We start from the raw sequence: 26,626 nt of genomic DNA, 5'->3' as shown, positions 1-26,626 counted from the left end.
GAGCCCCCGATCCTGAGGACAGGAAAATGGCCGAACAGAAGTGGGCTGCCCCAGACCTGCGGGGCAAGATCGCACTTGTCACCGGTGCCAGTCGTGGCGTGGGCCGCGGGGTCGCCGTCGCCCTCGGCGGCTGTGGCGCGACCGTGTACGTGACGGGCCGCAGCTCGCGCGGACACGCGGTGACCGAGGATCTGCCGGGCAGTGTCGACGAGACGGCCGAGCACATCGATTCCCGTGGCGGTACGGGCATACCGATCCGCTGCGACCACGGTCAGGATCTCCAGGTCGAGGAGCTCTTCAGCACGATCGAGCGGGGTCACCGACGCCTTGACCTGCTGGTGAACAACGCCTGGTCGGGCTACGAGCGTTCCGGCGAGGTCCCCTTCGACGAGGTCTTCTGGCGGCAGCCGATGTGGCGCTACGACCTGTTCGCCGCGTCTCTTCGCGGCTACTACCTGACGGCACGGCTCGGTGTCCCGCTCATGCTGCGGACCGGTACGGGCTTGATCGTGAACATCGGGTTCACCGACCGCGACACCTATCTCGGGCAGGTCGCCTACGACATGGTGAAGAACGCCACGGACCGCATGACCTTCGGCATGGCGCGGGAGCTCTCCGCACACTCGATCACCGCGATGGCTCTGCATCCCGGCTTCGTCGCGACGGAGCGGGTCCAGGCCGTCTGGGAGGCGCTGGGGGAGGGGCCGGCACGCATCCTGCACTCGCCCGAGTACGTGGGGCGCGCCGTCGCCGGTCTCCTTGCCGATCCCGACCTGCGATCGTTTTCCGGCTCGGCGCTGGCGGTCGGGGATCTGGCCGAACGGTACGACTTCACCGATGTGAACGGTCTCCAGCCACCGGCGTTCCGGCTCGAAGGCATGCTGAGCCTGGCCACCAGGATGGAGCGGCTGAACCGAGCGGTCGCGCGATCGGCCGAAGGATCGGATTCGACGCCGTCCCGGGGAGGACCTCGATGACCGGCTCCTATCACGGCGCGTCTCCCGGCGCGATCCAACATCACTATGACCTGAGCGACACCTTCTACGCGCTCTGGCTGGACCCGGGCCTCACGTACTCGTGTGCGCTCTGGGAGGGCGTCGCCGACGATCTGGCCGCGGCGCAGCAGCGCAAACTCGCCCACCTCGCGGCGCAGGCGCGGGTCACACGTGCGCGGAGGGTGCTGGAGGTCGGCTGCGGATGGGGCAGCATGCTGCGCCACCTCCTGGACGAGGAAGGCGTGGACCACGTCGTGGGGCTCACTCTGAGTCCCGCTCAGGCCGCCTCCATCTCGTCCTGGGCCGATCCGCGATGCGAGGTGCGGCTGGAGAACTGGACCGATCACGACGGCGGACCCTATGACGGGGTGATCTCCATCGGCGCCTTGGAGCATTTTGCCCGGTACGACGCTACCCGGGCCGAGCGTCTGGAGTCCTACCGGGCGTTCTTCGATCGATGCCATGAATGGCTGCCACCACGTCACAGACTCGTCCTTCAAACGAATGTCAATGGGAGCAACAGTCACCTGGACCGGGCTACGGTGCAGGAGCTCATGTTCATCATCGAGAAAATATTCCCGGAGTCCGGAATACCGTGGCTCAGTGAGATAATGGAGGCGAGCCAGAAGAGGTTCGACGTTGTGCGGATGCGCAATGATCCCGATCATTATGCCCGCACCTGCCAGGCATGGCACGACCGGCTGAGGGCACGCCGGGATGAGGCGGCCGCGCTGGTGGGCGAGCAGGCGGTGGCGGACTACCTGCATTACCTGTCGTCGACCGTCCGACATTTTGAGCGCCGCCATCTCGGCTTGGCCAGAATAGTCTTCGAGAGGTACGAGTGATGAAGTCCTCCATCTACTGGCGCGACACCGAGCCGGTGCTACCCGGGCCTCAGCTCAGGCACGACGTGCATTGCGATGTCTGCATCATCGGTGGCGGCTACACGGGACTCTGGGCCGCGTACTTCCTGAAGCAGGCGCAGCCTGACATCGACATCCACGTTCTCGAGGCCGACTACGCGGGGGCGGGCGCGTCCGGTCACAACGACGGGTTCATCACTCCGACGATCGGGCACAGCCTGCACAATGTGGTACGCCGTTTCGGCCCGGAACGGGCGGGCGAGGCCTACGCCGCGGTCGGCCAGTCAATCATGGACCTGAGCAGGTTCTGCCGAACCCACAAGGTGGACGCCGAGCTGGAGCGCAGCGGGTTTTACCTGGTCAGCAGGGAAAGCCAGAGCGCTCGGCTGCGCAAGAACCTCGACCTCGCCGAGCGGGTCGGCAGCCGGGCGCTGCCGCGGATCCTCCTCGGCGCGGACGCCCGGGACGTCATCGGCTCGGAGATGATCGATGCGGCGCTGCCGAGCGGGGGCGGGCTGGTCAACCCGCACAAGCTGGCGCGCGGCCTGGCGCGGGTGGTGTGCGAACAGGGCGTGGTCATCCATGAGCGGACTTCCGCCTCGGCCATGGAGCGCTCGGCGGCCGTCTACCGGGTCAAGACCGAGCGGGCCACGGTGCACGCGCGAAAGGTACTGCTCGCCACCAACGCGTACCAGCACATGTTCCGGCCCTTTCGGTCCGGGCTCTTGCCTGTCTGGAGCTATGCGTTCGTCACCGAGCCGCTCTCGGACCGTCAGCTGGAACGCGTTCACTGGCCAGGCCGGGAGGGCTTCGTAGAAGACCAGAACTTCATTCTCTTCGGTCGCTTGACGGCGGATAACCGGATTCTCTTCGGCGGCGGCCGGGCCTGTTACTACTACGGCCGCAGTATGAATGGCAGGCACCTGGCGAACCGGCGGGTCCAGGCGGAGCTGGTTCATGAGTTCCGCCAGTTCTTTCCGATGTGGGACGACGTCAACATCGAGTACGGCTACGGCGGTTGCATCGCCGTCACGCGAGATTTCGTCCCGCATGTCGGGGTGCTGCCCAACGGCGTCTGCTACGCCTATGGCTATTGCGGAAACGGGATAGCCGCCGCGCACACGGTTGGGAAGGCGCTGCGGGATCTTATTTTGGACCGGACGAGCGAGTTCACCCGCTTGCCTTTCGTGAACAGAAAAGAGAAAGGCTTCCCCGGGGAGCCTCTCGCCTGGGCAGGGGCACGGGCCTACAGTCTGATGCTCCGCGCCCAGGACCGGTACCAGAAATAGATGGGGGCGGCGCCGGAGAGGACGAGGCGCTCGGCCTTCGACGCCTGCACGCCGACGCTGACTGAGATCATCTCCGCGGCCGGTCAGCGCTTGCCGATCTCGTTGGGGTAGTCCTCTGACAGCCGCATGGCCAGCTGGAGCTTGGTTTGCGCGGGTCGGCCAAGCTGCTGATACTTCATTTTGACCCGTTCCAGATAAGTGCGCGCGGTCGCCGGACTGACGCCCACTCGCCGGGCCGCGCTCTGGAGCGTCAATCCCGAGGCGTAGGCGACGAACACCGAATGCTCGCGCGGCGACAGCCGAGGGCGCGCCGCTGCCGGTCTTCTGTTCCCGGCCACCGCGCCCGGGCGGACGGACCTGTCTGTGGCGGCCGCGCGGTGCAGCACCTGGAGGCCGCACCCCTCCGGCTGTCCGGCCGGCGAGTGGTCCGGCGACAGGCCGCCGCCATCGTCCGGCAAGGGCGCCAGCTCGATTCGCCGTGCGGGGCCGTCCTTCCACAGGGCGGTGACCGCGTCGGGGCACCGGGCACCGTTGCGGACGGTGATCAGGAGGAAGGCCAGCCGCTGGTTCGCCAGATGGGAGAGTACGGCAGCCGAGCCGGCGTCCAGCAGGTGGGCGTCATCGACGCCGATGAGCATCGGCCTGAATCCACCGCGCTCCCGGACCTGCTTGGCGATCAGCGACAGCACGGACAGCCGGTCGCCATCGGGACGCCAGTCCGGGGGCAGCAGGTGGGCCACCGCGCCGAACGGAATCGAGCGCAGGGCATGTGTGGCCGCCACCCACGCGACCTCGCGGTCATCGGCGGAGAACAGGTCGAGCGCTTCGCGCGCGAGCCGCGTCCTGCCGGTGCCGGCATCGCCGACGATCACGACACCGGTCACGTCAGAGTCGGTCAGACATGATTGGATGCCGTCCAATTCCTTTTGCCGTCCGGCAAACGGCCGCTGTCGCATGCTACCTCCGCATCAACCGATCGGGCACGAGTCCTCTCCGGCGCAGCCCGCCGGAGAGGACTCGTGCCCCGCCGCGGCCGCGTCGATGAATACGGCCGGGCTCTGTCTCATTTCCGTTTCCGTCGGGAGCGCGAGGTGGGGTCGGAGTCTCCATTAACGCCGCATCAATCCGCCCAAGCAAGATCATTTGGATGATTTGCGTACCGTGACAAACCTGCTTCGGCGCGGCCAATGCAAATTCACCGACACTGATAACCCCGTTACCTCCTTCCCGTTCCCGATCACCGTCCCGGGTTCGGGGAAGCGTCACGACGCCGCCCTCATCCGCCTGACCGCCGCCGCTGTGACGTGCTGTTCGCCATGCTCCGACGGCACTCCCCACCACCGCCCACGCTGCTTGACAGAACACATGGAGGCACCCCCGCATGGCCGAACCCGGACATCGGGGTCATCCAGGAGTGCCGCCCGCGCGAATGGACGGGACAGCAAGTCTCACCGGAGGTGCACGTGAGTGACTTCTTCGGCACGCTGACGAGACGCGCGGACGCCAATGCCCGCAGGGCGGTCGAGGTCTACGCACGGGAGCTGCCTGAATGGAGCACGATAGCCGCCAGTGATCGCGAGCAGCCGGCACCGCTGGACTTCGCGGTGCTGCTGCGGCGCCGCAGCGTGGAGCTGGCCTCGCACGACCAGCCCTTCACCGACGACGACCTGGCCGTCATCGCCTCCGTCGGGCACGCACGCGGCCGCGCCGGCGTCTCGCTCGACTCCGCCCGGCGCGTACTGGGCCTGCACACCACCCTCATGATGCAGGAGATGCACGAGGCGGCCGGGGACGCGGAACTGGACGAGCTGCTGAGGATGCTCACCTGGCTTGGCCAGCAGGGCACCTCGGCTCAAGACTCCTACATCCGCGGTTTCCTGGACGGTCAGCGCCACTTTCTGCCGGACACCGAACAAGTTCAGCAACTCGCCGCGGCCCTGCTCGGTGGCGATCCCGCCGCCGAGCTCGCGCTCCAGCTGAACATGCCGGCAGCCTCCCACTACACGGTGACGGTCGTACGGATCGCCGACCCTGACTTCCGGCCTGCCCCGGCCACTCGTGCCGAGATCCTCCGCATCCTGATCGACACGGACCGGGTGCCCATGAGCTGGAACGACCGGCAGGAGTTCGTGGTGCTGCTGCCCGCCGTGGACCAGGATCAGCGACGGGCCCTCCGGTTGGTCGCCGCATTCGCCGAGTCCGTGGGACGGCCCTGCGCCGTCGGCGCCACCACCGCGAGCGTGTCCGCCCTGCCCGGCGCCTTGTCCCTGGCACGGAACATCAGCCAGGCCGCTCCCGTCGAGCGCGTTCCACGTCGGGTCACCACCATCGCTGACGTGTTCGTCGAGCTCGGCGCCACCCGGCTACCCGAGGTCGACCACTGGCTGCACCAAGTGGCCCACGGGCTCTCCCAAGGGCCGGACCTGGTAGCCACCCTCGACGCCTACTACCGCCATGACATGAACCGCAAAGCCGCCGCGGACCACCTATACGTCCATCCCCGCACTCTGGACTACCGCCTGCGCCGCACACGAGAGCTAACCGGTATCGACCCCGCCACCACCCACGGCGTGCGCACGCTGTCCGCCACCGTCACCCGCATCCTCTCCAACGGCTGACATCACCAGGACCATCGGGAAGGACCCGCCTGAGGTGCCCCAGGTCCGATGACGTCAGGATGATTATGAGCCCAGACACATCCGCACATGCCGCTGAGGGATCGCACCGATGGCAGGACATCCGGGGTGGGGGCGTTCCCTGGCTGGGCACCGGGCGGGGTGTGCCGATGGTGGCGCGCGAGGTGGTTCGGCGGCAGTGCTTCGTGGTAACGATGGCGAGCATGAGCGAGATGCCCGTCCCTTACGCCGGCAACCACAACGGCCCCACGCGGGTTCTGGTGCTCCGCACGCGCCGTGGGGTGGTCGCCAAGGCCGGTGTGACCGTCGGTATCGACGGTGCCCACTACCACCAGCGTTGGGGGAGGGCGGTCTTCGAGATCCCGGCGGACAAGCCGGTGCACGTCGCCGTGTCGCAGGGAGGCGGTCAGATCGGTGTCGCCGCCACGGTTCTCACCCCTGAGCAGCCGGCTGAGCTGGATTACCGTGGCCCCGCGGCCCTGTACCTCGCGGGCGCCATCGGAGCTCCCGGCACTGTCAAGCAGCGTGGCTGCCTGCTCCAGCTCGCGATCGTTGCTCTTGTGCCCTTCATGACGCTGGCGCTCGTGATCGTGATCGGCGCCCTTCTGGCCCGATGACCGCCGACGCGGCTCTGCTACCGCACCCGCCGCAGATCAGGCTGCGCGCTCATGCGGCCGGTCGGACGCGCTGACCGGCTGGTCCGGTTGGCGGAGGGGTTACCGGGACGGTGTTGCGGGTCGGCGGGCGAACAGGATTGCGCCGGGCTTGGCTTCGTCGGGGTTCAGCAGGTGCTGGGCTTCGATGGTGAAGCCCGCCTCGCGGAGCCAGTCGGCCACGCGGGACGGTTGGCGGTGGTACACGTACGCCTGCGTCGGCTGGTCTCCGTCACCGGTCGTCTCGAGTATCGACCTGTCACCCACGTGGAATCCCACGGCCAGTACCCCGCCCGGTCGCAGCACCCGGTGGAACTGGCCGAGCACGTCCGGTACCGCCTCGTCGGGGATGTAGATCAGCGACCACCACGCGAGCACACCGGCGAGAGCGTCGTCGTCGAGCTCCAGGTCGGTCATCGAGCCGACCTGGAACCGCGCGCCGGGGTGTTCGCGGCGGGCGATCTCGATCATCGCGGGTGACAGGTCGATGCCGAACGCGTCCACGCCCAGTTCCCGCAGCAGGGCGGTGGTGTGCCCGGGCCCGCAGCCCACGTCGGCGACGGGCCCGCCGTCGATCGCGCGGACCAGGTCGGCGAACAGCACGACCCCCGCGCGAACGTGGAGCAACCTGTCGAGCAGATCACGGGTCTCGTCGGCGTAACCGGCCGCGATGGCGTCGTAGGCGTTCCGGGTCTCGGTCAACCAGCTCATCCAAGGACCGTAGCCCTTCAACTATCTGAGGCGTAGGACCCTTGTCCTCGCGTCCCCGCAACCCCGCCACCGAGTTGGAGCGACCTGCCCTTCTGGATACGGGCCTGCCTTTGAAGACCGCTGTGGCGACATCGGCGGCGCACGATCAGCCGGGTCCTGCATGCTGGTGTCTTCGCGCATGGCCGATGTCTTCGCGCATGGCCGGTCCGGTGGATGAGGTGGGTCACGGTGGGCGAGGGGTGGGGGGCGGGGGGTCTGCCTGTGGAGACGTCGAGGCTGGTGGGGCGTGGCGAGGAGCTGGCGGATCTGGAGCGGTTGTTGTGTGGGCGGTCGCGGTTGGTGACGGTGACCGGGGTGGCGGGGGTGGGCAAGACGCGGCTGGCGTTGCGGGCCGCGGTCGAGTCGGCGCCGCGGTTCGCTGATGGGGCGTGGTGGGTGGCGTTGTCGCCGCTGACCAAGGCGGCTTCGCTGCCGTATGCGATCTTCGAGGTGCTGCCGCTGGCCGATCAGACGACGCGGTCGGTGATCGATGTGGTGGCGGATTATTTGGCAGATCGTGATGTCCTGCTGGTTCTGGACACCTGCGAGCATCTGGCCGAGGCCTGCGCGGTGACCGTTCAAGCTCTGCTGGCGGCCGCGCCGAGGCTGCGGATCCTGGCCACCAGCCGCCGCGCCCTGAACGTCGCCGGTGAGCGGATGCTGCCCCTTGCGCCGCTTCCCGTCTCCGACACCGTTCCCACGTCCGAGGCCGTCATCGCCGTGCCTCCGGCGGTGACCCGTGCCAGGGCACCGGGGGAGGTTGGGGCACCGGGGAACGGTGATGACGCGGTGGCGTTGCTGGCCGAGCGGGCGGCCGTGGTGGTGCCGGGTTTCACGGTCACCGGCGACAACCGGGCCGACCTGGTGCGGTTGTGTCAGAGGCTGGATGGTCTTCCGCTGGCGATCGAGCTGGCGGCGGCTCGGCTGGCGACCATGTCGCCGGCCGGGTTGATCGCTCGCTTGGAGGAGCGGTTCGAGGTGGGTGACATCGAGCACGAGGGGACCGAGGCCGATCCGCCCTGGCATCGGGCGTTGCGTACCGCGATCGGCTGGAGCCACCAGCTGTGCACCCCGGCCGAGCGGCTGTTGTGGGCTCGCGTGTCGGTGTTCGCCGGGTCGTTCGGTGCCGGTACCGCCGGTCAGGTGTGCGCCGACGGCCTGCTGCCCGCCGACCAGATCCTGGATCTGCTGGACGCCCTGGCCGGCAAGTCCATCCTGACCGTGGTGGCGATGCCGGGCGGCGCGCGGCGGTTCAGGATGCTGGACACCGTCCGCGCCTACGGCGCGTTCTGGCTGCGCAACCTGGGCGAACAAGACCGGTTCCGGCGGCGGCATCTGGACTTCTACCTGACGATGGCCCGCCGCATCGGAGCCGCCTGGCTCGGACCCGACCAGTACGCCTGGTACGACTGGGCGACCGCCGAGCACGCCAACCTGCGTACCGCGCTGGAGTTCACCCTCACCGAGACCAGGCCCGAGACCGGGGACCACGCCGCGCTGGAGCTGGCCGGAGCGCTGTGGTTCTACTGGTACGCCTGCGGATTCCAAAAGGAAGGACACCACTACCTGGAACGGGCCCTGGCGCACGACCCCGAACCCGGCCCAGCCCGTACCAAGACCCTCTGGGCCTCCAGCATCGTCTTCATGATCCAGGGCAACCCCGCCGCCACCGCGGCCAGGGCCGCCGAGTGCGGCGCAGAGGCCGAGCGGATCGGTGACCCCGACGCGGTGGAGATGGCGCAGGCCGCCGCCGCGGGCGCCGCGACGATCAGCGGAGGAGAACAGGCACGAACGGTGGCGGCTCCGGCCGCCGAAGAGCTGCTCGCCGGCAGACGTGCCGACGAGCTCACCCTGGCCACCCTCCTGGCCTGGGCCATCCGCGGCGTCACGTACGTCCTCGCGGGCAGCTTCCAGGATGCCGTCACCGTCCTGGAGCAGATGCGCGTCGAATGCGACCGGCACGGCGAGCGCTGGTACCGCGCCTACGGCGACAGCATTCGCGCCCAGGCCGAGTTGGCGTGCGGACGCCCCGAGGCCGCGCGGTTCTACGCCCAGGCCTCCTTGGAGGTCAAACACCGGCTGAACGACGTCACGGGCATGGGCATGGCGATCGACCAGCTCGCCCAGATCGCCGCCGCCACCGGCCAGAACGAACGTGCCGCCCGCCTGCTCGGCCTGGCCCAGCAGCTCTGGTCCCGATCCGGCCGACCGCAGGCCGGCCTCCCCGAATGGGTCGCCGCACGCCAAGCCTGCGAGAAACAGGCCCGCGAAGCGCTAGGCGACCACGCCTACCAGACCGCCTACCAGAACGGCCACGACACCGACCCCGACACCACCATCGCCGACATCCTCAGCGCTCTGGCCGCGCCCGCATCCGCCGCTAACGACAACACCTGACGGCGACGAGGCGGATAGGCCCCGCGGCATAGCTCCAGAACCGACCAGGGGTGAGGCGAAGTTCGCGGGACGCCGTCGCAGGTCATGGGGCTGCTGTCCAGCACGGAAGTACCTGCCGACGCGACGGCGCCTCCCCGGCGGAGATCTGCCAGGGCGCTCTAGGAGGTCAGGCCCCCGACGCCTTCTGGGAGTACGTCCGGGACACCCTGCTCGCCGGACGGCTGCGCCTGCTGTTCGTCGCCGACCAGACCCGACCCGCGCTCAGCAGCCCGCCACCGCTTCGCATCCGACGGTGGCAAAGATCTCTGCGAGGCGGTTTGATCGCGCCTCCCATGGCTCGAGTACCCGCAGGTCCTCATCGGTCTGAGTCGTCCCCTGGACCCGTTCGGCGCACGACGGGCACGACTGCCCGTCGAGGCAGGTGACGGAAACTGCCGGCGCGGCGGTCGCGGGAACGGTCAGGGCGAGGGCTTCGGCTGAGCCGTCCACGCCCGGCCGCGGGCCGGCCTCCGGCCTCGTCTTCTCTCCGCCGCGTCGGGTCCGGTGCCGTGCCGGCCGCCGGACCTTACGGTCGGCGGCTTCTGCTTGACGTCCTTGATCGCTAACCGCTATTCATTTGGCTAGCCGTTAGGGGTGGTGCATGCAGGACGCGGTGCTGGCGATGCTCGCGAAGGAACCGTCGCACGGGTACCTCCTGCGCGAGCGGCTCCGCAAGGCCCTCGGGCCGCTCGGGGAGTCGATGAACGCGGGGCAGGTCTACGTGACCCTGACCCGGCTGGAGAAGGCGGGTCTGGTCGCGTCCGAACGCGCCGAGGGGCTGCCGGACCGGCCGGACCGCAAGGTGTACGCGCTGACGCCGGCAGGGCAGCGGCGGGTGGCCGCCTGGCTGAGCGAGGTGAGCTGGCCGAAGCCGAACCTGGCGGAGTTCCACCTCAAGCTCGCCGCCGCGGCCGCGGGCCGGCTCGCCGATCCGGTGGAGTTGGTGGACGCGCAGCGCCGCGAGCTGATGCGGCGGCTCGGCGAGGCGCAGCGCGCGCTGCTGGCGGAGCCGGACGGCTCGACCGCCGGCCTGCTGCTGGAGGGCATCGCGCTGCGGCTGCAGGCCGACCTGCGCTGGTTGGAGGCGTGCGAGCGGGTCTGGTCGAAGGTCGAGAACGAATCCGAGGACACATGAACGAGTTCGGCGCGGTGCTGCAGGTTCGCGGCCTGTGCAAGGAGCACGGCCAGGGGCAGGGGCTGGTCCGGGCGGTCGACGAGATCGACCTGGACGTACCGGCGGGACAGATGCTGGCGGTGACGGGGCCCAGCGGATGCGGGAAGTCCACGCTCCTGCATCTGCTGGGCGGGCTGGAGCGGCCCAGCCGTGGGGAGGTGTGGCTGGCCGGCCGGCGGATCGACACCCTGAACGAGCGGGCGCTGGCCCGTCTCCGGCGACGGTCGGTCGGTTTCGTCTTTCAGGCCTTCCACCTCGTGGAGGAGCTGTCGGCGAGGGAGAACGTGGAGCTGCCCGTGCTGCTGGCCGGCCGTTCGCCGCGCGCGGCCAGGCGCCGCGCGGCCACGCTGCTGGAGCGAGTCGGGCTCGCCGACCGTGCCCGGCACCTGCCGTGGGAGCTGTCGGGAGGGCAGCGGCAGCGGGTGGCCATCGCCCGTGCCATGGCCAACGACCCGCTGGTGCTGCTGGCCGACGAGCCGACGGGGAACCTGGATACCGCGGCGACGCTCGACGTGCTGAGGGTCTTCGAGGAGCTGCGCGCCGCCGGGCAGACCCTGGTGATCGTCACGCACGACGAGCGGGTCGCGGCGACCGCGGACCGGGTCGTCTCGATGCGCGACGGGACGTGCGTCGACGACACCCGGCTGGCGGCCCAGGCCGCCGGAGGACTCGGGGACATGTTCGGGTTGGGGGAGTGAGCCGCGTGGGCCGCATCCTGCTGGTGTTCCGTCTCGTCGTGGCGGACGTGCGCAGTCATCCCGCCCAGGCCGCGATGATGCTGCTGGCGATCACCACCGCCACCGCCACCCTGTCCCTGGGCATGTCGCTGCGCGGCGCGACCGACGCGCTCTACCTGCAGACCCGCGCGGCCACGGCCGGACCCGACGTGGTGGCGCTCACCCCTGACGGCGACCGGGCCACGACCTCGGCCCTGACATCGCTGGCACAGGCGCCTGAGGTCACCGCCCATAGCGGGCCGTACCGCGAGTACCACACGACCGTGACGGCGCACGGCCTGACGTCGGCCGCGGTGGTGCAGGGCGCCGACGCGGCGCCGGGCCCGATCGATCGCCCGCTGGTCACCTCGGGCACCTGGGTGCGTCCCGGCGGTGTGGTGGTCGAACGCGGCTTCGCCACCGCCCTCGGCGTCCGGGTCGGGGACCGCGTCACCGTCGCCGGCCGCTCGCTTCCCGTCGCCGGGATCGCCGTGACCGCGGGGCACTCCATCTATCCGGGGGCGCAGATGATAGGCCCGGGCGGCGGTCCGAGCGACTACAGCGGCCTGGTCTGGTTGAGCGGGGCCGACGCCCGGGCGCTGGCGGCCGCCGACCTTCCGGTGACCTCCCTGCTTTACCTGAAACTGCGGGACCCCAGCGCCGCTCAGGAGTTCGTCCAGTCCCGCCGTCAATTCAGTGAGGAGCACTCGACGAACTTCGTCACCTGGCAGGACATGGGCGAGCGGGGCGCGCGCATACTCCGGCAGAGCCAGCCGGTCCTGGTCGTCGGCAGTTGGCTGCTCGCCTTGCTCGCCGTCGGCGGGGTGGCCACGCTGGCGGCGGGACGCGCCACCAAGCAGACCCGCCGGGTCGGGCTGCTCAAGGCCGTCGGCGCCACGCCCGGCCTCATCGCCGCCGTCCTGCTCGGCGAGTACCTGACGCTGGCGCTGATCGCCGACGTGCTGGGGCTGACGATCGCCCGGCTGGCCGCGCCCGGCCTGGCCAACCCGACCGCGAGCCTGCTGTCCAACGCCGCGGGCCCGACCGGTGACACCATCGCCGCCACGACGTTCCTCGCCCTGGCCGTGGCGGTCCTCACCACTCTCGGTCCCACCCGGCGCGCCCTGCGCACCGAAACCGTCACCGCGCTCGCCGACGGCGCCCGCCGGCCCGGCCACCGGGCCTGGCTGAACGGCATGTCGGCGCTGCTGCCGACCTCGCTGCTGCTCGCACTCCGCCTGATCGCCCGCCGGCCCGGCCGCGCGGTCTTGCACGCGTTGAGCATCGCGGTCATGGTGATCGGCGCCACGGCGCTGCTGGTGGCCCGCGTCCAGTCCCGCTTCGACTACGGCCTGGGCTCGTCCCACCTGGGCAATGTGCAGAGGGAACAGGGCCACCGCGTGCTGCTGGCCATCACCGTCGCGCTGGCCGTGCTCGCCGCGGTGAACATCGTCACGATCACCTGGACGACCGCGCTGGAGGCCCGGCCCGTCATGGCCATCGCGCGCACGCTCGGCGCGACCCCTGGGCAGATCACGGCCGGACTGTCCGCCGCGCAACTCCTCCCGACCCTGCCCGGCGCCGTCGTCGGCGTCCCCTCGGGGATGTTCCTGGTGCTGCTCTTCTCCCCTCCGAACGTCGCCATTCCTCCCACCTGGACGCTGTTCGTCCCGGCACTCGCCGCTCCCTTGGCGACGGCGGCGCTGACCGCCCTGCCCGCGCGCCTCGCGGCCCGCCGGTCCATCGCGCGGACCCTCAGCGTCGAAGGGGCGTGAGCACCGGCGTCGTCCGGGCCGTGGTCATTGGGTCGCGCTCAGGTTGGCAAGGGGGTCCTTCGGCGCTTCGGACTTTGCGGCGTCCATCTGCTCGCCCAGTTCCTGAAGGGCCTTGCGTCCCATGGCCTTACGCACTTCGGGGAACCAGTCCTTCTCTTCTTCCTTGACGTGATGGCGCACGTTCTCGATGAGCACGGTGACCTTTGCGTCGAATCGTTCGTCCTTGGGGTTCAGATGGATGAGCTCTGAGAGCATCCACACCACGACGTGGTGTTCCTCCAGGCTCTCGAGCACGTGATCCTTGGTATCCGGCGCGGCCTCGCGGGCGGCCGGGTAGAAGAGCTGTTCCTCGATGTACGCGTGGACGGTCAGCTCTTCGATGATCTGATCGACCAGCTTCCGCTTGGTCTTGAGCGCGTTGTCCCCGGCCTCTTCGAACTTCTTGAAGAGCCGTTCCACGGTCTTGTGGTCATCCTTCAGCAAAACGATGGCGTCCATTCGCCCTCCTGGTCATCGATTCCGGCCTGCGGCCGCACATCCCCCGATTGCGCTCGTCATTCCGACACCGGCGTGGTATCCGCAAACCGTGCCGGCGCCCGGCGCCGCCGGCTGAAACCGTTGGCGTCGGGCGCTGCGGCATTGGTGGACCGCCTCTCGTGTCGGTCGCCGTCACATCTCGTCGCGTTGTTCTCTGACTGATCGGGCCGAGTCGCGGGCCTGGGCCTGGACCTGCCGGGCCTGGCCGCGAGCCTCGTCGCCGGTGGCCTGAGCGGCCTGGGCCGCGGTGGTCTTGACCTGTTCGGCCGCGTCCCGGCCGGCTGACCTGGTTTCTTCGCCGACCCGCCGGGCCGACTCCGTCATCGACTGCTTCACCGGCTCCATCGCGTCCGCTGCGTGGTCGGTGAGCTGTCCGGCGACCTCTTGCTCGGTCCGGGACGTCGGGATGAGCGTGGCGGCCAGCAGCCCGGCCCCGAACGCGATCATCCCGGCGGCCAGCGGGTTGCCTTCCGTCTGCCGCGCCACCTGGCTCGGCGTGGACCTGGCGGCCTCCACCGCTTGCCCGGCGCCCTCACGCGTCGCCTGGGCCGCGTGCCCGGCCTTGTCCCGGACGCTGTCGGCGGTCTGCCGGCCGGTCTCCTGGGTGTGCTTCGCGGCCGAGCCGGAGGCACCCATCACCCTGGTACGGGCGTTCTGGAACGCTCCGCGGACCCGCGCGGTACGGCGCCGCGCGATGCGGCGGGGGCTGGTGCGGTCCACCAGCTGGTCGACATCGCCGGCCAGCCCGGCCCGGGTCCGTTCGATCTCGGTCCTTATTTCGTCGGGTGTCGAGCCCATTGCGCGTCCTCCTTCAACGTTTCCACTGTTCGTTCGGGCACCGGCGATACGCTGCGCAGCCGCTTTCGGCCCAGCACGTACAGCACCGCCCCGGCCGCCGCCCACGCTGCGGCGATCACCAGCGCGGCCCAGCCCAGGGGCATGACCGCGTCCAGCCCGAACACCGCCGCCAGCGACGCCAGCACCGCGACCATGAAGCCGGCGAACCCGGCCCCGCCGAGCATCCCGGCCGCCTTGCCGGTTTTGGCCACTTCCTGGCGCAGCTCGGCCTTGGCCAGTTCCAGTTCCTTGCGGAACAGTTGCTGCACATCACTGGTCACCTCGCTGACCAGTTGGCCCAGGGAGGGCTCCTCCTGCGGCGATTCCGGCGGGGGCGCGCCGGGCCGCGATCGCGGCGAGCGAGCGTCCGCGGGCATCTCAGCTCACCCCGCCTGCGGGCGGCTGCGGGGCGGGACCTGCAGGGGGCATCGGCGGATAGGAATCGGCCGCAGGCGCGCCTCCCGGCTGCGGCCGCCCTGCTTCCTGGTATCCGGTCTGCTGGTATCCGGTCTCGCGGTACTCGGGCTCCTGGAGTCCGGTTTCCTCGTATCCGGTCTCCCGGTATTGGACGTCCTGGTCGTGCTGTTGCTCCATTTGCTGGTCGGCGCGGGTCGCCTTGGCCATTCGGCCGGCCACGAAACCCGCCACCACGGCTCCGGCCAGGAACGTGCCCGGCCGCCTGCGTGCGAACTGCTGAACCTCCTCGAGCAGTCCTGACATGCCACGCTGGTCCAGATAGTCGGCCGCGCGCCGGCCGCCGTCGGCGACCTGGCGGGTGGCATCGCGGACCGGGGAGTCGGGCTTGGCCGACTCGGCCATCGAGCCCACTTCCTCGGCCCACTGCCGCAGCGACTGGGATGCGCGCTGGGTCTGAGTCTGGGCCTCCGCGCCGATCCTGTTCCGCACCTGATCGGCCACCTGCCGAGCCTGTGCCTGGGTCTCCCCGGCCACCCTGCGGGCCTGCTGCTGCGCGGTGCCTGCCACCTCACCGGCGCCCTGCCGTCCGCGCTGGGCAGTGGCCGTGGCCTCCTCCTTGACTGCTTGCCCGGTCTCTTGACCGGTGCTCGTCCCGCCCTGGCGGGCCGCTGGATCGTGATCCGGTTCCATTGGTGCTCCTTCACGAGGCTTCTCGCTGGGGAGCCGCCGTTACCCGGGGCGGCCTACTCCATGCCGCGAACATGCCGCCTCTTTCTGCTGGCGGCATTTACGGTCATGCGGAGATGGACGAGCGGGCCGGCGCCCCGCCCCACGTCCAGGTGGCGACCCGGGTTCTGCTCTGGTGCCGACGGCACTCCCCCCTTTGGTCCGGATTTCGGTACAGGCAGTACGGTCACAACAGAAGGGTTCCTGGCGTCGACGGTTGGTCACGCCCCACCGACCGACCCGCCAAGGAGTAGGCATGAGTGGCCGTCCCGGTGAGGCCGCCCCGGTCCCGTCCGCACTGCCGGACGATGGGCCTCTTCAAGCTGGAGGGACGAGGCCGTCGCGCGGGACCCTTGTGAAGTCGCTGGCTTTCGCCGGGGTGCTGCTCGGGCTCGGCGTGACGATGGCGCTGGGCGGCGGCGACCTCTGGGAGGGCATCACCGGCTGGGTCGACTCGCTCGGCTACTGGGGTCCGCTGGTCTTCATGGTGTGTTACGCGCTGGCGGTGTCGGCGCTGATTCCCGGTTCGGTGCTGAACGCGTCCGCCGGGGCCCTTTTCGGTGTCGCCGTGGGTTCGGCGGCGGTGTTCGTCGGGGCGACCGCGGGCGCGGCGCTCTCGTTCGGCCTGGCCCGGCTCCTGGGACGTCCCGCGGTGGCCCGGTACACCGGGTCGGGCCGGCTCGCGCGGCTGGAGGCGACTCTGTCGCGCCGCGGTTTCGAGTCGATCCTGGTGCTGCGCATGGTGTCGCTGTTCCCGTTCGGCGCGGTCAACTACGGAGCCGGGGTGGCCGGGGTGCGGTTCGCTCCCTACATGGCAGGCACCGCGCTCGGGATCGTGCCAGGCACGCTCGTGTACACCGGGCTCGGAAATGCCCTACGAGAGCCTGGCTCTCCCTTGGTGTGGATCGCGCCGGTGGGGCTTGTGGTCCTGAGCGGCGCCGGCTGGTGGGCGTCCCGCCTCGTCCGCTCCCGCACCGCCAGGTCCGCCGCGACCTCGGAGCCGTCCGGCTCCAACGATGCGGACAGACCAGGGGAGGGGTGACCGCTCACTCCGCTGGTGGCGGTCGGGTGCGATCAGTGTGGGTCGGTGCGCAGAGGTCGTTGCACTGCACGCCCCCGCCCGCCGACAGCGACGACGAGATGGCCGGTGCGCTGTGTGCGGTGCTCAACCTGGTCGGCCGCTACCTGGGCCTGACCGAGAGCGCGTCCCCGAGGGGCGTTCCTGCCGCGCTGTGCGGCTAGGCAAGCCGCTCCTCGAGCCGGACGGTCACCGTGTCGCCGGGTCCCTTCCCGAGTAGTCGCCGGACGTCGGCCTTGACCGGCAGCTTGTGGGTGCCGTCACCGAGTGCCATGAACGAGCTGCGGAAAGGATGGCCGTCGATCGTTCCGCGGATCTTGACCAGCCCGCGCGTGCCGAAGTACTCGGCCGAGCCGGGCATCACCACATACGTCCATCCGCCCTTGTTCGGGCTCCGCAGGAGCGTGGCGGTGAACTCCTTGTCGAGTTTGGTGTCGGTCATCGCTCTGCCTTTCCCGTGCTCTTAAATGATCTCTAGGTGGTTGTCGTCCGGGTCACGGAGGGCGAAACATGGGCGGAATCCCGTTCCCAAGGGGGCAGGACGTCGATGTCGACGCCCGCGTCGGCCCGGGGCGCCGGCGGCTGGTGGGATGGGCCTGATGCCCGTCTCGACACCGGCCGGATTTCCCCGCTCGCCCAGATCAGCGCCAGGGAGGCCGGCGCCTCGGGGGCGCCGATCGTCCTCGCTCCAGTGTTCTTGGGTGCTCGCCTATGGGGCCTCCTCATCGTGGTCCTCACCCCATAGGACCCGCCCGGCCAGGAAAACTCATCGCCCTGGGCGGTCGCGCTGAAGGGACCGAACGCCCGCCTTGCGGACTGATCGGACACGATGAACATCGCTGCAGATTCAGCGACACTCAGTGCTGCACGGTCACGGCTCAGGCGTGCAGGGTGGGCCGGTAGGTGAGTTCCTGGGTGTGGCCGTCGAGGGTCCTGTGCTCGATCAGTTCGAGGTCGAAGTCGGCGGCGCCTTGGAAGATCGGGTCCAGCCCGGTCCGGCCGTTGATCACGGGGAAGATGGTCACCTGGACGAGGTCGACCAGGCCGGCGGCCATCAGGGCCCGGTTCAGTGACAGGCTGCCGTGCGAGCGCAACGGCACCTTGGACTCCTGCTTGAGCCGGGCGACGATGTCGACGGCGTCGCCGCTCACGATGGTCGCGTCCGGCCAGTCGAGGGATCCTTGGAGCGTGGACGACACCACCGTTGCCGGCAGGTCCCTCATCCGGGTGACCCATGGGTCACGGGACTCGGACTCCTCCGTGCTGGAGGCAAGTATCTGCGCGTGCGCCCGGATCGTGGTGGCTCCGAAGACCATCCGCTGCTCCTGGTCGTACAGGGCGAGACGGCGGTCGAGGAACTCGGGGCCCTGCTTGCCCCAGTAGCCGCCCGATTCGCCGCCCCAGTCGCCGTTGTGGGCACCGAAGCCGTCGAGGCTGGAGAAGACGTCGAACGTATAGGTAGCGGTCATGATGCACTCCTTGAGTGTGTCGATCGCGGTGGGGATTCGGACCGGTCGACCACGGCGGGGCCTATCGCCCTCGTCCGTCTGGAGTCCGGACGCCTCCGGATCCTCCGGCTGCCGGAAACGGCCGAGCGGCCGCTGGCCCGCATGGTGATCGTCAGTCTTGTGTGGGTGGTTCGCTTTTCGTTGGCTGGTCTTGGACGAGTCGTGCGCGTCGTGTCTCCAGGAAGGCGCGTTCGGTGTCGTTGGTGGCCAGGGTGATCGCCTCGTCGTAGGCGGTGACGGCCTCGGCGGTGCGGCCCAGGCGGGTGAGCAGGTCGGCGCGGGTGGCGGGGAGCAGGTGGTAGCCGGGGAGGTCGAGTTCGTCGACGGCGGCCAGCGCCTGTGCCGGCCCGTGCACCTCGGCGACCGCGACGGCGCGGTTGAGGGCGACGATCGGTGTCGGGGTGTGCTGGAGCAACTGGTCGTAGAGCCCCAGCACCTGCGTCCAGTCGGTTGCCGGGCCGTCGGTGTGCACGGCGTTGATCGCCGCCTGGAGCTGGTAGGGGCCCGGCTGGTTGCGGCGCAGGCAGCGCCGGACCAGCTCATGCCCCTCGGCGATCAGCTCGCGGTTCCACAACGACCGGTCCTGCTCGGGCAACAGCACCAGCTCACCCGAAGGCCCCACCCGTGCGGGTCGCCGGGCCTCGACGAGCAGGAGCAGCGCGAGCAGTCCGACGGCCTCCGGCTCGTCGGGCATCAGCTCGGCCAGCACCCTGGCCAGGCGGACGGCCTCCAGGCACAAATCGGTCCGCAGCAGCTCGCCCGACGTGGAGGTGTATCCCTCGTTGAAGACCAGGTAGAGGACGGTGAGCACCGGCGGCAGCCGGTCGGGGAGCTGGGCGGCGCCGGGGATCCGGTAGGGGATGCCCGCGTCGCGGATCTTCTTCTTGGCGCGGACGATCCGCTGGAAGATGGTCGCCTCCGGCACCACGTAGGCGCGCGCGATCTCCCCCACCTCCAGCCCGCCGATGAGGCGCAGCGTGAGCGCGGTCTGCGCGAGCGGCGACAAGGCCGGGTGGCAGCAGGTGAAGATCATGCGGAGCTGGTCGTCGCGCACCGGTCCCACCTCCTTGGGTTCGTCTGGCTGGTGCAGTAGCAGTGCCTGGGCGTGGCGGGCTTGGCGGGTGGATTCGCGGCGCAGGCGGTCGATCGCCCGGTTGCGGGCGGTGGTGACGATCCACGCGCCGGGATTGGGCGGCAGTGCCTGGTCCCATTTGTGGACGGCGATCGCGAACGCGTCCTGCACGGCTTCCTCGGCGAGGCCGATGTCGCCGAGGATGCGCGTCAGGGTGGCCACGCACCGGCCGTACTCCGCCCGGTAGATCCCGTCCAGGTCCACCCCGCCCGGGCCGTTCGTGCTCACTTCCACTGCGCGTCCTGGAACGGGCGCACCTCGATCGGCTCCCCGCACGCCAGCGCGCACTTCTCCGCCCACGCCAGCGCCTGGTCCAGGTCCTCGCACTCGATCACCCAGAACCCGCCGAGCTGCTCCTTGGTCTCGGCGAACGGCCCGTCGGTCATCGTCGCCGTGCCCTTGCCGGGACGAACGACCGTGGAAGCGTGCGAGGACAACAGGCCCCCGGCGAACACCCACGAACCCGCGGCCTGCATCTCCTCGGTGACCCTGGACGTCCGCGCCATCTGCTCCCGCGTCTCCTCATCAGAGGGCGTCTGGGTCTCGTCCAGCTGAACGGCCAACAGGTACTTCTTCATTGGTGAACTCCTTGGAGGGATCAGGCGGACAGGCGGCGGGCGATCGCCGGGATCACGATCGCGGCGGCGACCAGGTGGGTCAGCATCAGCAACATCTTGGTGGTCACGGCCGCGTCCGCGAGCACATCGGGCACCAGCGACAACGCGGTGAGCACGAGCGTGGTGCGGACGAACGCCGTGCGCGGACGGCGGGCCGTGCGGGCCAGCACCAGGGCCAGCCCCAGGCCCATCACGGAGAAGATGGCGGTCAGCGTGGCGAACCCGGACAGCGGGATCGGCTTGCCGGCGACAGCGAGGCTGATCCCGGCGAGCTCGCCCGCCGCGGCGACGGCCGCGGTCGCCGCAGCCGCGGCAACCGTCGCGATCAGGCCGTTGGCGATCAGCGGCTTCACGGTGGCGGCAGGGGCAGCGGCGGTGGCGGTGGCGGTGGTGGTGACGGACATCGTGAACCTCCGGTGAGCGGCGACCGGCTCGTTACCGGCCTCTCACCCTGGCTACGAACGCGCTCGACGCCATTCGACACACCACCTGAGAAAAACTAGAGGACGTTCCCGCCCAGGTCCCGGCGAGCCGCCCAGCCCTACTCATCCGGACGGGTCTTTCCAGAACTGCCGCCGACCGAGACGGCCCGATGCGGCTGTCCCCGCGACGAGGTGCCATCAATCCGTCGCCCCTGGGGGCGGCCCAGTGTGCAGGGGGCAGGAGCACGCGGTCCATCCGTCCGGCATCGCGCCGAGGTCGTCGTCGCGTCCGGCCCGGATCCGTGGCCACTGGGCCGCGGGGCGGCCGTCCAGTTGGAACTGGCCGCCTTGGGATCCCCAGCGCTGCGGCCAGCCTTCGGGGGAGTCCTCCCAGAGCTCCTGCCGGCCGTAGACGGTTCGATCCAGCAGTCCATACGACGGCGCCATCGCCTCGTTGCCGCGGCCGGTGGTCCAGTAGGTCTCGTAGACCTGATCACCGCGCCGGAGATAGCAGACCAGGATGCCGAAGTACCGGTCCGCGATCAGCCGGTCCACCGAAGCCGGCGGCACCGCGTACCAGGGAACGGGGTAGCCCATGAACTCGCGGTACCGCGCGGCCTCCTCGTAGGGTCCCTCGGCGAGGACCGCGTAGCTGACGTCGCGTGAATGCAGGTAGGCCGGCTCGGTGACGTGGGAGGTGTTGAAGGTGCAGCCCTCGCACTGCTCCGCGGCGGGCCGACCCGTGTGCCACATGTGGAAGTAGGCGATCAGCTGGGATCGGCCATCGAAGATGTCGATCAACGGGACCGGGCCGTCCGCTCCGGACAGCGGAGTCCGCGGGTCGATCTCGACCATCGGGAGGCGGCGGCGGGCGGCGGCGATCGCGTCACCCTCGCGGGTATGGGCCTTCTCCCGTATCCGCAGCCGGTCCAGTTCGGCCTGGAACGCGGCCCGGTCGGCGACCGGCGGCACGGCCGCGTCGCCTATCGCTGAGACGTGGGGTACGCCGGGCTGATCGGTCATGATGAAATCCCTTGCTCGTCGACTCCCATGCAGACGTCCGTTTCCGCGCGGTTCCCACAATGACTCCGGATGATCGGCCGGCGGGCTTGGCGACCGGCTACGACCCAACGGCCGCCGACCCGCCTTACCTGGTCGGCGTGATCGGAGAACAGCCACAGTTTCGTGGACCGCCCAGCAATAGTGTGTCGCTGATGGCGCGAGCCAGCACGGCTGAGTCGGCACTTGGCCAGATCTGCTCACAATTCCCGAGAGCGAGCTCCGCGGCGACGGCTACGGCGCTTGGTTCACCTGCGGTAAAAGGTGCGGTTGCCGGGCCGGTAGACGCCGATCTCGTCGTCCACCGTGGCCGGGTCAGCTGAGGTCAGGGCTCGATCGTGACGGCGGTGGCGTTGTCGTCGCGGGCGCCGACGGCCCACAGAGTGGCGGTGCCGGGAACATGGGACACCGCTCTGAAGACGGTGGCCGAACCGTCTGCCAGCTTCTGCCACGAGCCGGCCGAATAGCGGTAGACGGCGCCGAATTCTGGGCCGGTGCCGCGCCCGGCCGCCACCACCACCGGCGCGCCCGTTCCATCAAGGTGAAGACCTATCGGGCTCCATCCGTTCGGTGGGCGGCCCACCAGCCGCCATTCGCCGCCCTTGTATTGGGCCAGGCCGTTCTCCTCCGCCAGCATCCAGGCTTCGCCGGGTCCTGCCGCAGCGACTTCACTGGGCCGAAACTGTCCTACGGCCTCGGGGAGCGCGATGTCGTGCCAGGAGGTGCCGTCCCATCTGGCCAGCGCGGCCCTGCCCACGGCCGGCGTCTGCGGCGCGCGCAGACCGACCGCGAACGCCTCGTCCGCCTGCGTCGACGACACGCCCGTGACCTTCCACAGGCCGGCGGGGACCGGCATGTGCGCCCAGGCGGTTCCCGACCAGCGGAAGACGGCCTGGCTCCCGGGATCGGTTGGCGCGGTCCACGTTCCCGCCGGACCGGTGTGCACAAAGCCGACCGCGGGCGCGGGGAGCGCTACGTCCTGGAACGCGGTCCCATCGAATCGGGCGATGCGCCGGTAGCTGTGATCGAACCGTCCGGTCGCCCACACCTCGCCTCCGCTGGTGGTGATGGAGATGACGCCGCCGCCCTCGGAGGACCAGTCCGGCTGCGGGTATTCGCGCCACGACGAACCCGTCCACCGCCGGATCACCGGGTTGCCGGACGAGCCAACGCGGCAACCCAGGTCCCAGGGAAGTTTCAGGCAGTAGGCGCCCTGGATGCCGGTGACCCACACATCCGAGGGCGAGTCGGCCTCCACGTCGGTCAGAGCGGAGGTGGGCCACAGGAACGGCAGCGGCACCGTGGTCGTGGTGACCGCCCGGGCGGGAGCAGGGATGAGTGCGACGCCCACGACAGCGGCCGCGCACAGAACGATCGCACGTTTCATGGCACGCACTATCCAGCACCGCCCACAACAATGCCAGTGTCCACTGGCTAGATTTGCGCGACGGCGTGCTACGGCAGGCCACAGCAGCTCAGCAACTATCCAAGGCCGAGCGTGCAGCAGGGGAGACGGGCGCCAAGTGCGCGCCGAAGGTCGCGCGCCTTTGGCCGGAAGGGACGGCGGTCTCTGGCCTGAGTGGGTTAGGCGAGCTTGTCGGCTTGTGCTTGCGCTTGTTGGGCGTGGGCGCGGTGCTGGTCGGCCTGCCGCTGGAGTTCCAGGGCGTGCCCGTTGTCGTGGGTGTCGGCGCGTGCGGCGGCGGCGTCGAGCGCGGCGGCGGATCGGTGATGGGCCTCGGCCAGACGCAAGTAGGCCAGGACCAGATGGCGAGTGGCGTCCTCTGCCTGGTCGCGGGCCTGGACGCTGTGTTGCTCTGTTCGCTGCGCCTGGTCCGAGGCGGACGCGCGGTGCACGCGTTCGGCGAGTTCGCGGCGCCGCTGAGCGATTTGCCGCACCCGGTGATCGGCTTGGTCGGCGCGCATGTTCGCCTCGGCCGCACGCTGGGCGTGAGCAGAGGCCCCGCCCAGCTCGGGCTCGGCGATCGGGTCCACCGGCAGCCGGTGGCGCGCTTGCAGATAGCGCATCCGTTCCTCGGCGTGGCCGGGACCGGGCAACTCCAGCACCGCCGCGATCTGTTCCATCCCCAGGCCTTTGGCCTGGGCCAAGGTGAACAGTTCATACTCCAAACGATCGGCGTCCAGTTGGCAGGCCTGCATCACCACCAACGCGGCCGCCACATCCGGCCCGGACAGATCCTCACCGCGTGCGGCCGCTGCCAGCAGTTGGCTCACCGCGTCGGTGTCGGACATCGGCCGCTTGCTCTCCTCCCACAGCACCCCGTCCAGCCCGCGCGCGAACCGGCGGGTCAGATGTGTACGCGCGGCCTTGACCAACTCGGGTGCGGGGCCCGGCACATCCATCGCAGACCTCCCCTGCCGCCGAGAACCGGCGTCCGGAAGCCAACCCACTCTCGGAGACGGTTGTCCCCAGGCTCGCGATCCCCTACGCACGGGACGGGACGTGCACCGCACAGCCGGGGACGCCGGGCCGACCGTGACCTCTTTCGGCGTTCTTCACGCCGAACCGGACGGGGCGCGGCTCAGATCCACAACGCAGAAGAGGTTGCCGTCCGGATCGGCCAGAACGACGAAGTCCGCTCCCCGTGGATACAGGTCCCAGCCGGGTTCCTTCGCGCCAAGACCGATCAGTCGCTCGACCTCGGCTTCCTGCTCGGCGGTCGTGTCCACCAGCAGGTCGAGATGGAGACGGGGGCGTTCCTCCGCGGGCGACTCACTGCGCATCAGCGCCATCGCACGACCCGTTCCGTCCGGGTGGTTCAGCGTCCTCCAGGTCGGGCTCTCCCACTCCGACGTGGCCACCAGGTCCAGGGCGGACGTCCAGAACGCCACGGCGCGAGGGAGATCGGTCACCCCGATCACCGGGAATCCGAGTCTGATCATGAACTCGAGTCTAGGAAATGACGGAGAAGCTCTTCGCGGCACCAGCGGCGGCATGGGTGCGTCCTGCTGAACGGTGGGTGGCGGCCGGCGTCAACGTTCGCGTGAACGGGTCGGTCAGGCGAGGCCGAGGACGCCGTCCGCCGCTGTCGGCGTCCGCCGGTGTCGCATCAGCCAGAGCTGGTTGCTGCGGGGGTCGGCCTGATCGTCGAACGGTCCGTGTGCGCCGAAGCGTCAAACCTCGTGCCACAACACCAGCTCACGGGGGGCAAAGGCCCCCAAACCTTGTCGCGGGGCGGGGAAAGAATGCGCAAGGACTGTTTGCGGGATGTCGCGGGGGTAAGGGCACGACCTCGCCGACCACCAAAGAGCCGGCTACGACAAGGGGAGTCCGGCGCGAGGAAGGCCGCGGCTGGTCGATCACCACGGGGCGTGCCATGGCGGCCGATCTGGTCGCCGTCGCCCGGGCACTGGCGGAGCACCCCGTTCCGCCGCCACCGTCGTGAGGAGGAAGGATCCGATGAAGGCAGTCACCTGGCACGGCAAGCGGGATGTACGGGTGGACGAGGTCCCCGACCCTGCGATCAAGGAACCGACGGACGCGATCGTGCGCATCACCACGACCGCGATCTGTGGATCGGACCTGCACCTGTACGAGGTGCTGGGACCGTTCATCGGCGAGGGCGACGTGCTCGGGCACGAGCCGATGGGCATCGTCGAGGAGGTCGGTGCCGACGTCTCGCACATCGCGCCCGGCGATCGGGTCGTGATCCCGTTCAACATCTCCTGCGGTCACTGCCACATGTGCGACATGAAGCTGTTCGCCCAGTGCGAGACGACCCAGGTGCGCGAGCAGGGCACCGGTGCCGCGCTGTTCGGCTACACCAAGTTGTACGGCGAGGTCCCCGGCGGGCAGGCGGAGTTCCTGCGGGTGCCCCAGGCCCAGTTCGGGCCGATCAAGGTGCCGGAAGGGCCGCCCGACGATCGTTTCCTCTATCTCTCCGACGTTCTGCCCACCGCGTGGCAGGCGGTGGAGTTCGCCGAGATCCCGGAGGGCGGGAGCGTGACCGTGCTCGGGCTCGGGCCCATCGGCCAGATGGCGGCCCGCATCGCCCAGCACCGCGGCCGGAAGGTCATCGGTGTCGACCTGGTGCCCGAACGGCTGGACATGGCCCGCAGGCACGGCATCGAGGTCGTCGACGCCGCTCGTACCGGCGACGTGCCTGAGGCGATCCGTGACATGACCAACGGCCGGGGGACCGATTCGGTGATCGAGGCGGTCGGCATGGAGGCGCACGGCTCGCCGTTCGGCAAGCTGGCCCACACCCTCACCGGGTTCGTTCCGGACCGGGCGGCGGCCCCGCTGATGTCGCGGCTGGGTGTGGACCGGCTGGCGGCCCTGCACGACGCGATCGAGATCGTGCGGCGCGGCGGGACGATCTCGATCGTCGGTGTGTACGGCGGCATGACCGACCCGCTGCCGATGTTGCAGATGTTCGACAAGGGCATCACGGTGCGGATGGGCCAGGCGCACGTCAAACGATGGATCGACGACCTGCTGCCCCTGGTCACCGAGGACTCCGACCCGCTCGGCGTCGAGGATCTGGCGACCCACCGGCTGCCACTCGACCAGGCGCCCCACGGCTACGAGATCTTCCAGAAGAAGCAGGACGGCGCCATCAAGGTGCTGCTCAACCCCTGAGGCGGAAGCGCTGAGGCGGATGCGCGTCGCGCCGGCCGCGAGAGCGGCCGGCGCGACGTCTCGGGATCACGAGCCCGCCGAGGCAGGTGATCGGCCGGCGGTGTTCGGAGGTCAGATCGGCTCGGTCAGTTGGTTTCGGAGTCGGGTCAGGGTGCGGTTGAGTAGTCGTGACACGTGCATCTGGGAGACGCCGATCTTGTCGGCGATCTGGGCTTGGGTGAGGTTGCCCCAGAATCGTAGGTGCAGGATGCGTAGTTCCCGTTCGGGCAGGTCGGCCATGAGTGGTCGCAGGGCTTCTGTGTCCGTCACGTTTTCGAGGTCGTGGTCGTGTTCGGCGATGGTTTCGCCCAGGGTTTGGGTGTCTCCGTCGTCTCCGGTCGGGACGTCGAGGGAGGAGGGGCGGTAG

At 69.8% G+C, this 26,626-nt stretch carries 28 protein-coding genes; 12 read left to right on the top strand and 16 right to left on the bottom strand.

Annotation, left to right across the window (positions count from 1 at the left end; translation table 11 throughout):
• Positions 1-26 precede the first annotated feature (26 nt).
• Genes ABZ810_RS43005 through ABZ810_RS42995 form a run of 3 tightly spaced genes read left to right on the top strand, consistent with a single transcriptional unit; the run spans position 27 to position 3,147 of the window.
• Positions 27-977: an SDR family NAD(P)-dependent oxidoreductase gene (locus tag ABZ810_RS43005; RefSeq protein ID WP_358413108.1), complete on the top strand. Its 951-nt coding sequence runs from the start codon at positions 27-29 to the stop codon at positions 975-977.
• A complete protein-coding gene (locus tag ABZ810_RS43000) occupies positions 974-1,840 on the top strand; it encodes a cyclopropane-fatty-acyl-phospholipid synthase family protein (RefSeq protein WP_358413106.1) in 867 nt (288 codons plus the stop codon). Before ABZ810_RS43005 ends, ABZ810_RS43000 begins: the two co-directional genes overlap by 4 nt.
• Positions 1,840-3,147, top strand: a complete 1,308-nt coding sequence (locus tag ABZ810_RS42995; protein WP_358413104.1) for an FAD-binding oxidoreductase — start codon at positions 1,840-1,842, stop codon at positions 3,145-3,147. Before ABZ810_RS43000 ends, ABZ810_RS42995 begins: the two co-directional genes overlap by 1 nt.
• Before the next feature lie 83 nt (positions 3,148-3,230).
• On the opposite strand, the gene ABZ810_RS42990 is transcribed toward ABZ810_RS42995, so the two are convergent.
• The gene (locus ABZ810_RS42990) at positions 3,231-4,103 is read right to left on the bottom strand and encodes an AAA family ATPase (RefSeq protein ID WP_358413102.1); all 873 of its coding nucleotides are present in this window, start codon (positions 4,101-4,103) and stop codon (positions 3,231-3,233) included.
• A gap of 507 nt (positions 4,104-4,610) precedes the next feature.
• Here ABZ810_RS42990 and ABZ810_RS42985 point away from each other — a divergent pair.
• On the top strand, positions 4,611-5,765 hold the full coding sequence (locus ABZ810_RS42985; RefSeq protein WP_358413100.1) for a helix-turn-helix domain-containing protein: 1,155 nt from the start codon (positions 4,611-4,613) through the stop codon (positions 5,763-5,765).
• 167 nt (positions 5,766-5,932) lie between these two features.
• A complete protein-coding gene (locus ABZ810_RS42980; protein ID WP_358413098.1) occupies positions 5,933-6,400 on the top strand; it encodes a hypothetical protein in 468 nt (155 codons plus the stop codon).
• Positions 6,401-6,499: 99 nt separating this feature from the next.
• On the opposite strand, the gene ABZ810_RS42975 is transcribed toward ABZ810_RS42980, so the two are convergent.
• Positions 6,500-7,147 carry a methyltransferase domain-containing protein gene (locus tag ABZ810_RS42975; protein ID WP_358413096.1) on the bottom strand — a complete coding sequence of 216 codons (648 nt, stop codon included), beginning with the start codon at positions 7,145-7,147 and terminating at the stop codon, positions 6,500-6,502.
• Between the two features lie 261 nt (positions 7,148-7,408).
• Between ABZ810_RS42975 and ABZ810_RS42970 the strand changes: the two genes are divergently transcribed.
• From ABZ810_RS42970 to ABZ810_RS42955, 4 genes are all read left to right on the top strand, one after another.
• Positions 7,409-9,583: an NB-ARC domain-containing protein gene (locus ABZ810_RS42970; RefSeq protein ID WP_358413094.1), complete on the top strand. Its 2,175-nt coding sequence runs from the start codon at positions 7,409-7,411 to the stop codon at positions 9,581-9,583.
• Positions 9,584-10,223: 640 nt separating this feature from the next.
• On the top strand, positions 10,224-10,757 hold the full coding sequence (locus ABZ810_RS42965) for a PadR family transcriptional regulator (RefSeq protein WP_358413092.1): 534 nt from the start codon (positions 10,224-10,226) through the stop codon (positions 10,755-10,757).
• A complete protein-coding gene (locus ABZ810_RS42960) occupies positions 10,754-11,494 on the top strand; it encodes an ABC transporter ATP-binding protein (RefSeq protein ID WP_358413090.1) in 741 nt (246 codons plus the stop codon). The genes ABZ810_RS42965 and ABZ810_RS42960 overlap by 4 nt, the downstream gene beginning before the upstream one ends.
• Before the next feature lie 5 nt (positions 11,495-11,499).
• Positions 11,500-13,287, top strand: a complete 1,788-nt coding sequence (locus ABZ810_RS42955; protein ID WP_358413088.1) for an FtsX-like permease family protein — start codon at positions 11,500-11,502, stop codon at positions 13,285-13,287.
• Between the two features lie 24 nt (positions 13,288-13,311).
• On the opposite strand, the gene ABZ810_RS42950 is transcribed toward ABZ810_RS42955, so the two are convergent.
• The 4 genes from ABZ810_RS42950 to ABZ810_RS42935 all read right to left on the bottom strand — a co-directional run bounded on the left by ABZ810_RS42950 (position 13,312) and on the right by ABZ810_RS42935 (position 15,768).
• On the bottom strand, positions 13,312-13,785 hold the full coding sequence (locus ABZ810_RS42950; RefSeq protein WP_358413086.1) for a hemerythrin domain-containing protein: 474 nt from the start codon (positions 13,783-13,785) through the stop codon (positions 13,312-13,314).
• 171 nt (positions 13,786-13,956) lie between these two features.
• Positions 13,957-14,622 carry a DUF3618 domain-containing protein gene (locus ABZ810_RS42945; protein WP_358413084.1) on the bottom strand — a complete coding sequence of 222 codons (666 nt, stop codon included), beginning with the start codon at positions 14,620-14,622 and terminating at the stop codon, positions 13,957-13,959.
• Entirely contained in the window at positions 14,598-15,038 is a 441-nt protein-coding gene (locus ABZ810_RS42940) for a phage holin family protein (RefSeq protein WP_358413082.1), read from the bottom strand. The genes ABZ810_RS42945 and ABZ810_RS42940 overlap by 25 nt, the downstream gene beginning before the upstream one ends.
• A gap of 1 nt (position 15,039) precedes the next feature.
• The gene (locus ABZ810_RS42935; RefSeq protein ID WP_358413080.1) at positions 15,040-15,768 is read right to left on the bottom strand and encodes a hypothetical protein; all 729 of its coding nucleotides are present in this window, start codon (positions 15,766-15,768) and stop codon (positions 15,040-15,042) included.
• A gap of 391 nt (positions 15,769-16,159) precedes the next feature.
• Between ABZ810_RS42935 and ABZ810_RS42930 the strand changes: the two genes are divergently transcribed.
• Both ABZ810_RS42930 and ABZ810_RS42925 read left to right on the top strand, forming a co-directional pair.
• On the top strand, positions 16,160-16,846 hold the full coding sequence (locus ABZ810_RS42930; RefSeq protein WP_358413078.1) for a TVP38/TMEM64 family protein: 687 nt from the start codon (positions 16,160-16,162) through the stop codon (positions 16,844-16,846).
• A gap of 26 nt (positions 16,847-16,872) precedes the next feature.
• A complete protein-coding gene (locus tag ABZ810_RS42925) occupies positions 16,873-17,046 on the top strand; it encodes a hypothetical protein (RefSeq protein WP_358413076.1) in 174 nt (57 codons plus the stop codon).
• Here ABZ810_RS42925 and ABZ810_RS42920 read toward each other — a convergent pair.
• From ABZ810_RS42920 to ABZ810_RS42880, 9 genes are all read right to left on the bottom strand, one after another.
• Complete coding sequence (locus ABZ810_RS42920; protein ID WP_358413074.1) at positions 17,043-17,324, bottom strand: DUF1905 domain-containing protein; 282 nt, start codon at positions 17,322-17,324, stop codon at positions 17,043-17,045. The genes ABZ810_RS42925 and ABZ810_RS42920 overlap by 4 nt on opposite strands.
• Before the next feature lie 436 nt (positions 17,325-17,760).
• Entirely contained in the window at positions 17,761-18,351 is a 591-nt protein-coding gene (locus ABZ810_RS42915) for a dihydrofolate reductase family protein (protein WP_358413072.1), read from the bottom strand.
• Between the two features lie 151 nt (positions 18,352-18,502).
• Entirely contained in the window at positions 18,503-19,750 is a 1,248-nt protein-coding gene (locus tag ABZ810_RS42910) for an RNA polymerase sigma factor (protein WP_358413070.1), read from the bottom strand.
• On the bottom strand, positions 19,747-20,100 hold the full coding sequence (locus ABZ810_RS42905; protein ID WP_358413068.1) for a YciI family protein: 354 nt from the start codon (positions 20,098-20,100) through the stop codon (positions 19,747-19,749). Before ABZ810_RS42905 ends, ABZ810_RS42910 begins: the two co-directional genes overlap by 4 nt.
• Before the next feature lie 20 nt (positions 20,101-20,120).
• Complete coding sequence (locus ABZ810_RS42900; RefSeq protein WP_358413066.1) at positions 20,121-20,543, bottom strand: DUF6069 family protein; 423 nt, start codon at positions 20,541-20,543, stop codon at positions 20,121-20,123.
• A gap of 216 nt (positions 20,544-20,759) precedes the next feature.
• A complete protein-coding gene (locus ABZ810_RS42895; RefSeq protein WP_358413064.1) occupies positions 20,760-21,584 on the bottom strand; it encodes a DUF899 family protein in 825 nt (274 codons plus the stop codon).
• Between the two features lie 361 nt (positions 21,585-21,945).
• The gene (locus tag ABZ810_RS42890; RefSeq protein WP_358413062.1) at positions 21,946-23,007 is read right to left on the bottom strand and encodes a hypothetical protein; all 1,062 of its coding nucleotides are present in this window, start codon (positions 23,005-23,007) and stop codon (positions 21,946-21,948) included.
• Positions 23,008-23,204: 197 nt separating this feature from the next.
• Positions 23,205-23,981, bottom strand: a complete 777-nt coding sequence (locus ABZ810_RS42885; RefSeq protein WP_358413060.1) for a hypothetical protein — start codon at positions 23,979-23,981, stop codon at positions 23,205-23,207.
• 153 nt (positions 23,982-24,134) lie between these two features.
• On the bottom strand, positions 24,135-24,500 hold the full coding sequence (locus ABZ810_RS42880) for a VOC family protein (protein ID WP_358413059.1): 366 nt from the start codon (positions 24,498-24,500) through the stop codon (positions 24,135-24,137).
• A gap of 538 nt (positions 24,501-25,038) precedes the next feature.
• Here ABZ810_RS42880 and ABZ810_RS42875 point away from each other — a divergent pair.
• The gene (locus ABZ810_RS42875) at positions 25,039-26,220 is read left to right on the top strand and encodes a zinc-dependent alcohol dehydrogenase (RefSeq protein WP_358413058.1); all 1,182 of its coding nucleotides are present in this window, start codon (positions 25,039-25,041) and stop codon (positions 26,218-26,220) included.
• Positions 26,221-26,331: 111 nt separating this feature from the next.
• Here the strand turns inward: ABZ810_RS42875 and ABZ810_RS42870 are convergent.
• Positions 26,332-26,626, bottom strand: a 295-nt coding sequence (locus tag ABZ810_RS42870) for a sigma-70 family RNA polymerase sigma factor (RefSeq protein WP_358413056.1), incomplete at its 5' end; no start/stop codon positions are given.

The sequence above is a fragment of the Spirillospora sp. NPDC047279 genome, from assembly GCF_040643285.1.
Lineage (GTDB): Bacteria > Actinomycetota > Actinomycetes > Streptosporangiales > Streptosporangiaceae > Spirillospora.
This window is presented reverse-complemented; position numbering and strand designations above follow the sequence as displayed.